The sequence below is a fragment of the Micromonospora sp. NPDC048040 genome (genome assembly GCF_055587185.1).
Map to the genome: position 1 here is coordinate 54,778 of NZ_JBVJGT010000042.1, position 6,333 is coordinate 61,110.

The 6,333-nt window shown below is 68.9% G+C and carries 6 protein-coding genes; 2 read left to right on the forward strand and 4 right to left on the reverse strand.

Features of this window, described 5'->3' with window-relative positions; genetic code table 11:
* The first annotated feature begins 235 nt into the window (after positions 1-235).
* Positions 236-880, forward strand: a complete 645-nt coding sequence (locus ACZ6O2_RS27770) for an SMI1/KNR4 family protein (protein ID WP_466024923.1) — start codon at positions 236-238, stop codon at positions 878-880.
* Positions 881-1,012: 132 nt separating this feature from the next.
* Here the strand turns inward: ACZ6O2_RS27770 and ACZ6O2_RS27775 are convergent, their stop codons facing one another.
* The 4 genes from ACZ6O2_RS27775 to ACZ6O2_RS27790 all read right to left on the reverse strand — a co-directional run bounded on the left by ACZ6O2_RS27775 (position 1,013) and on the right by ACZ6O2_RS27790 (position 4,274).
* Complete coding sequence (locus tag ACZ6O2_RS27775) at positions 1,013-1,498, reverse strand: hypothetical protein (protein ID WP_466024924.1); 486 nt, start codon at positions 1,496-1,498, stop codon at positions 1,013-1,015.
* 250 nt (positions 1,499-1,748) lie between these two features.
* On the reverse strand, positions 1,749-2,189 hold the full coding sequence (locus ACZ6O2_RS27780; RefSeq protein ID WP_466024925.1) for a hypothetical protein: 441 nt from the start codon (positions 2,187-2,189) through the stop codon (positions 1,749-1,751).
* Between the two features lie 47 nt (positions 2,190-2,236).
* Positions 2,237-3,202: an IS110 family transposase gene (locus ACZ6O2_RS27785; RefSeq protein ID WP_466024930.1), complete on the reverse strand. Its 966-nt coding sequence runs from the start codon at positions 3,200-3,202 to the stop codon at positions 2,237-2,239.
* A gap of 763 nt (positions 3,203-3,965) precedes the next feature.
* Positions 3,966-4,274, reverse strand: a complete 309-nt coding sequence (locus ACZ6O2_RS27790) for a hypothetical protein (RefSeq protein ID WP_466024926.1) — start codon at positions 4,272-4,274, stop codon at positions 3,966-3,968.
* A gap of 843 nt (positions 4,275-5,117) precedes the next feature.
* Here ACZ6O2_RS27790 and ACZ6O2_RS27795 point away from each other — a divergent pair.
* Positions 5,118-6,333: RNA-guided endonuclease InsQ/TnpB family protein (locus tag ACZ6O2_RS27795; protein ID WP_466024931.1), on the forward strand; the 1,216-nt coding region annotated here is incomplete at its 3' end.

Here is a 6,333-nt window from a genome sequence, read left to right on the forward strand (position 1 = left end):
CATTGTCGTACTCCAGTTGACGCGTTACACGCTGACTTCACTTGAAGGGTTACACCAGCCCTTACCGTGACGGACACGCTCGGTGACACCGGGCACGACCCTGCTGTTCGCGGTTGCCTGCCCGCCGATGCGCGGACGCGAGTTACTTCCGGTGGAGACGGCACAAGGCAGTTGCCAGGTCGCCCGGGTGCGACGCGGCAAATGCCTCGGCGGATCGGCCTGGTTTGATCGCAGCATGGGTACCGACACCGAGGTGGAGCGGGCGTGGCATCGGATCGAGGATTGGCTGTCGCGGTTTGCCCCCCGATTCCGTGCGGAGCTGAACCCGCCGGCAACGGCAGCCGAGATCGGCACTGTTGCAACCGCCCTTGGGGTGGCGCTCCCGGCCGACCTTCGGATCTGGTGGGGGCTGTCCAACGGAGTCCGGCACGGTATCGGCCTACCAAGTGCAAGTCTGATCCCTGACTTCTCGAGTCCCTACCCCACGTCCATCGCTCTGGAGCGTTGGCGGATGCACCTGGAGGTCCAACAGAAGTCGTACCCGCCGGGGCCGCGTGAGGAGATGGCACGATTCGTGGCCAGCCAGAACACCCAGCCAGCCGGCACCCTCCAACCCCAGTTGTACTGGCTCCCCCGATGGCTGCCTATCGCTGGTGACGGTGGGGGAGGTGGCCTATTCATAGACCTACGCGAGGGTCCGCTACACGGATGCCTGGTGGAGTTCTCCCGGGACCACCAGGGCACAACACCGCTGTGGGAGTCCGTGACGCAGCTGTGGGTAGACGTCGCTGACGAGCTGGAGGCCGTCGACACCGACATGCTCCGCAGCGACCGCATTGACGACCTGGGGTTCGGCGGGTGGACACCTCCCAACTCCTAACCCGAACGCGGAGCAGCTACTGCGGAGCGCCCTGACCGAAAATGGTCAAAGGCAGCAAGTTCACGCCGCTCACGCAGCGTGAGAGCAGAGCCGCTCGCGCCGGCAAGCAGAGCTATCAACAGGGCGGTATCGCTACCACGGCCAGTGCTGAGCGAGGTCGGTCGGATCGTCGCCCGGCGACACCACGAACACATGCTCGCCGCCGTCATCGAAGACCAGCAGCGGCCCCGCCTGCGATGCCAGCGCCACCACTGCGGACAGCAGCGCAGTGCCGGACGGCTTGCGGAACCCGATGTCGGTCACGGCCTGGTCCAGCTCGACAGGCTCGTCACCGTCTGCGCCATCGACGCCCAGACTGACCTCGCCCAGGTCCGGGCCGCCCATCGACGCGCAGGTGGCCGGGTCCGGACAGCCCGGAAGATCGCGGGTCAGATCATGCCCGTCGACCTGGAACCACGGCACGCCGTGACAGCTGGCCTCCCGGAACGCGGACAGGACCTGCGACACCGTCGGCAGCTCACGGGCCGCCGGTGGCTCCTCGGGCAGACCAAAGGAGGACTCAGCGCCGGCTGCCCACTCGAGTCCACCGTCTGCGACGACGGCGTGCAGGGGCGCCACCAGCAAGTGCCTACTCACCGCACGCATCGTGCCACCCGTCGGCCGGAACCCTGAGACGCGAACCGTCCCCTCCGCGACGGCTTCGCCCTACCATCGACCCAAGCACCAGAACCTATCAATCTCGGTCTGGCGTCAAACAACCTCCGACGCCGTTTCGTCAACCATCATGCGAGCCCAGGCAGTCGGACAGCAGGCTGCCGGCGAAGCGGACGCTCCTATTTCTGTCAAGAGAGCGGGTGGGCCGCGCGGGTCATACCGCGCCGATCAGCAGGTGGCCGGTCGGGGAGTAGTCGATCTTCCAGTCGGTGTAGACGCCGAGGGTGCCATCCTGCGTGCAGCGGAGTCCGACGCTGACCCACCGGACTTCACCGTCGGCGCGCAGGGCGAACCCGACGGCGGCCTGGAAGGCTTCGCCGCTGCACGGGCAGGCGCATTCCTCAGGGTCGGCGTCTTGCCAGTAGTCGGCACTGTCCGCGATCAAGGCCTCGTCGTCGCAGGTCAGACACCGTGTCTGTGCGCACCCGTTCTCGTCGTCAGCGAGGACCGCGAAGGTCTTGCCGTCGCACCGTTGACAGATCATCTCTTTGACCCGAGCCACCGGGTAGCCGCCGGGCTGGTACTCGCGGAGGTAGTCGGCGAGGTCAGTGAAGTCGTCGCCGCGCCAGAACGTGCCGGTGGTGTCGATCGCCACCGGTGCAGCGTGCCTGATCTGGCGAGTGGTGTCGAGATCAGTGTTGGCTATGCCGAGTTCGTGAGCAGCCGGTAGGCGTCTCGGGCGATGTAGCGCTTCAGGCAGCGCATGATCTCGGTCTTGGTCTTGCCATCGCTGATCCGGCGGGTGACGTAGTCCTTGGTGGGTTGGTGGCAGCGCATACGGACGAGGGTGATGCGCCAGAGAGCGCGGTTGGCTTCGCGGTCGCCGCCACGGTGTAGGCGGTGGCGGTCGGTGCGTCCGGAGCTGGCCGGGATGGGAGCGACGCCGCAGAGCCGGGCGAAAGCCGCTTCGGAGTGCAAACGGTGAGGGTTGTCGCCGGCGGTGACGAGGAGTTGCCCAGCGGTGTCGACGCCGACGCCAGGCAGCGCGACCAGATCCGGGGCGGCTGCGGTGACGAGGACCGCCAGATGGCTGTCAAGGTCGTCGATCTCGGCCTGCAGGGCGAGCCAGCGCCGGGCGAGGCTACGCAGCGCGACCTTGGTGGCGGTCGCCGGATCAGACACCGTGCCAGGCCTCAGAGCGGCGCAGACGCGGATGCGCTTCTTGCCCGCCAGCCCGCGCACCAGCTGTCTCACGGGTTCGGGGGCCGAGACGATGAGCGCCTCGACTTGACCCCCGGCTTGAATCCGAGCCTTCATCGCTCCGCGGCGGGCGACGCGCAGAGCCCGGATCATCTCGACCTGGGCGTGACGGGTCTTCGGGGTGCCGCTGGCTCGGCCGGACAGGACCGCCCGGGCGGCGGACTCGGCGTCGATGGTGTCAGTCTTGCCGATCCGGCGGCGGGTGGAGCGGTCCGGGCGGTCGACCTCGACCACGATGAGGCCGTAGTCGGTCAGGAACCGCAGCAACCCGGCGCCGTAGCTGCCGCTGCCTTCCAGACCGATACCCAACACCCGACCGGTCTGGTTCAACACCGCCGCGACGTGCACGTCCTTGTGCGTGTCGACCCCGACGGTCACGTCCTGGTCCTCGCTCACGCTGCCTCCCACCCGCTGCATTGACGGCAAGGCTCGACCACCGAGCACGAGGAGAACGCTGGACAGAACGGGGATGAGGGACGAACCCGAGCTCCTAATCAGGTCACCACGCCGGCCCGTGCAGGTGCCGAGAGAGGTGCCCCCGCCAACCGGGTCGACGGGTCCACATGAGGGCACGGAGCCAGTTCAAAGTCGGGTCAGGCTCGGCCGGCGGGAACACTTCCCATAATCCCCGTTCAGAATTTCTGCACGTCTTCGAGGTGGCCCTTGACGGGCCACACACGCCGCCGCCAGGGCGCGCGTCCGTCGCTCCGCTGGCGCTCCGACTCCGGCCACGCAACACGCCCGGCGGCTGGCGCGGACAGTGGGAAGCCCGGGGGGCCGCCGCAGAACGGCAGCAGCGTTGACCGGGTGGTGGTGGGCCGGCAGCCGGCCGGGCCGCGCGGCCACGAGCCCGCGCGGCGTAGGGGAGCCGCACGCCGGCCGCGTCGGCGGGCTGGCGGCGGTCGCGGGGTTGCGGTTACTGCGCCTCCGGCGGGGCACTCCGGCTCCAGGATGGCCGGGGCTCCGTCGGCGGGTCACCGTCCGTGGGTGGTTGCGGAGGGAAGCCATCCCGCCCGCCGTCGACCCGGGCAAGCCGAGCTGACCGCCGCCCGACCGCCAGCGTCCGTACGAGCGTCAAGGTCCGCTTGACGTGGCGGGCCGGGCGGCGGTCCGCTCCCAGGAGGGGTGGGTCGACGGCAGACAGTGAGGCAATTCGTCCGGGCAATGGCGCCTATTTCACCGTCCGCATTGGCTGACCGGTTAAGACGCTGTAGCCGGCAGTAATCAACAACATAAGGCCGGCCACAGCGAAAGCTACGCCAATCACCCGTTCCAGCAGGATGAAGCGCGCTAGACGCTCCTCGTGCAGGACATCTGGTAGCCAGCGCCACGGCGGTACTCGCCGTAGCCCGCTCGCGGTGGACATCGACCGCCGCACGTGCCACTCCGTCACGCCGCGAAAGTTGGTGGCCAGGGCGACACCTACGAGGCTCATAGCCAGGCTCATGGCGGCACCCGCCAGGAAACGCCATGTCTCCATCTGGCCCCCCTCCGGCGTGGTTACCGGATCTTACTTGGCCACCCCCTGCAATCGGGTGACCAAGTGAGTGACGATCGGCGCGGACGCCAACGGACAAGCCTGGAGGCTGACGGACCATGTCGGCAGGCCAAGGGCTGCGAAGCAGCAGCTCAGGGGAGCGTGTTGGTTGCGTGGGGGTCAAGGAGTCGTCCGGGGGCACACATGAGGCGCAAGACAGCGTGAACGTCGGCAAGGAGCGGCGAATGACCTGAGACGAGACGGGGCGTGGCCAGCGCGCCAGCCGTGCCGCCGCAGGTCATGCGACCGCCCGTCCATGTTCCGCTTCAACCTCTGTGGTTGGTTGTGACGGCAACGGGTCACTGGCGACGGCTGGGCCAAGCGGCCCATGCCGCAGCGACGGCGCACAGCATTAGGCAGACGAACAGGCAACTCAGCGCGCCGCAGAGCACCAGTGCGACCGCCCCAAGGCCCTCCACGGGCATATCGTAGGCGCTGAGTCAGCCGTGCCGTCGCCCTGCACTGTCGACAGCAACGGTGACAGCAACAGGGTCAGGCAGACCGTGCCGAAGCCGAACAGCGATGGACTACCACCCGAGGTCAGAGGCACACGTGCGGACTGGGCTGGACGAAGCGCCCAGAACCTACAAGCTCCGAACTTCCGCGCCTCGGATTCGTCCGCCTGCCGCAGGAAATTCATGCCGCTAGTGCGGTGTCCACAAACCTTTGCCGGGTTCGTCGACCGTGAAATTGTCGTACCCGTGGGGTTGGCTTCGGTTCGTGCCTCGTCGTCGGGATCCCGCCGCGCCGCCGGTGGTGTATCGCACCGCTCGTGTCGCGGTGCGGGTGACCCCGGGGCAGCGGCGGCGGTGTTTCGGGCTGCTGCGCTCGGCCGGCGATGGGTGGGCGTGCGTGTTGGAGGTCAACGCGTGGCGGCGTCGCCGCCATGACCCACCACTGGCGGGCTACCAGGAGTTGTGTCGGGAGTTGTCGGCCTCCGGCCCGGGCACCTTCGCCGAGCTGAACTCGGTGGCTGCACGGTCGGTGTTGCGGCGGTTTTCCGATGCGTGGTTCGCGGCGGCGAAACGCCGTAAGGCTGGTGACGCATCGGCGGGGTTCCCGCGCCGGCGGCGGGGGTTGGTGTCGGTGCGCTGGTACCACGGCACGTTCACCCTCGACGGCCACCGCGTGCGCATCCCCACAGCGAGAGGCGCCACGCCGTTGTGGATGCGTCTGGCACGTCAAGCGCCGTATCCGGTGGAGCAGGTTCGCTCGATCACCCTGCTGTGTGAGGGTCGCCGGCTGTTCCTCGACGTCACCGCCGAGCTTCCGGTAGCGGTGTACCCACTGGGTGAGGGGCCGGAGCCCGGCCGGGTGGCGGGCGTGGACGTGGGAATCATCCACCCCTACGCCGTCGCCGGCCCCGGCGGGAAGGGGCTGCTGGTGTCGGGGCGGGCGATCCGCGCCGAGCACCGCATGCACCTGGCCGACACCAAAGCCCGCCAACGTGCCGTCGCCCGCCGCGCGCCGAAACCCGGCCAGCGAGGGTCACGCCGGTGGCGCCAGTACCGGGCCCGCGCCCGAAAGGTGGAGGGCCGTCATCGGCGGCGGGTACGGCAGGCCCAACACGAAGCCGCCCGCACCGTCGTCACCTGGGCCATCCGTCAGCGGGTCGGGGTCCTGCACGTCGGCGACCCCCGCGGCGTCCTTCAGACACCGGCGGGGCGGCGACACAACCTGCGGCTGCGACAGTGGCAGATCGGCCGACTCCTGCACATCCTGACCGACAAGGCCACCCTCGCCGGCATCACCGTCCACCTCGTCAACGAACGCGGCACATCGTCGACCTGCCCGGCCTGCCGCCACCGTGTGCCGAAACCGCGCGGGCGGACCCTGACCTGTCCACACTGCGCATTTTCGGGCCACCGTGATCTCGTCGCGGCGGCCATCATCGCCACCCGCACCCTGGGCGGCGGACCCACCACCCCCACAGCCGTTCCTGTGCTGCCTGGGGTGGTCACGCACCGTCGAGCCGGCCGGCACCTCCCCGGCACCGGCCGGT

Excerpts from the sequence above, each read along its gene's own strand:
- ACZ6O2_RS27790 (WP_466024926.1), bottom strand. The coding sequence starts at position 4,274 with ATGGAGACATGGCGTTTCCTGGCGGGTGCCGCCATGAGCCTGGCTATG.
- ACZ6O2_RS27770 (WP_466024923.1), top strand. The coding sequence starts at position 236 with ATGGGTACCGACACCGAGGTGGAGCGGGCGTGGCATCGGATCGAGGAT.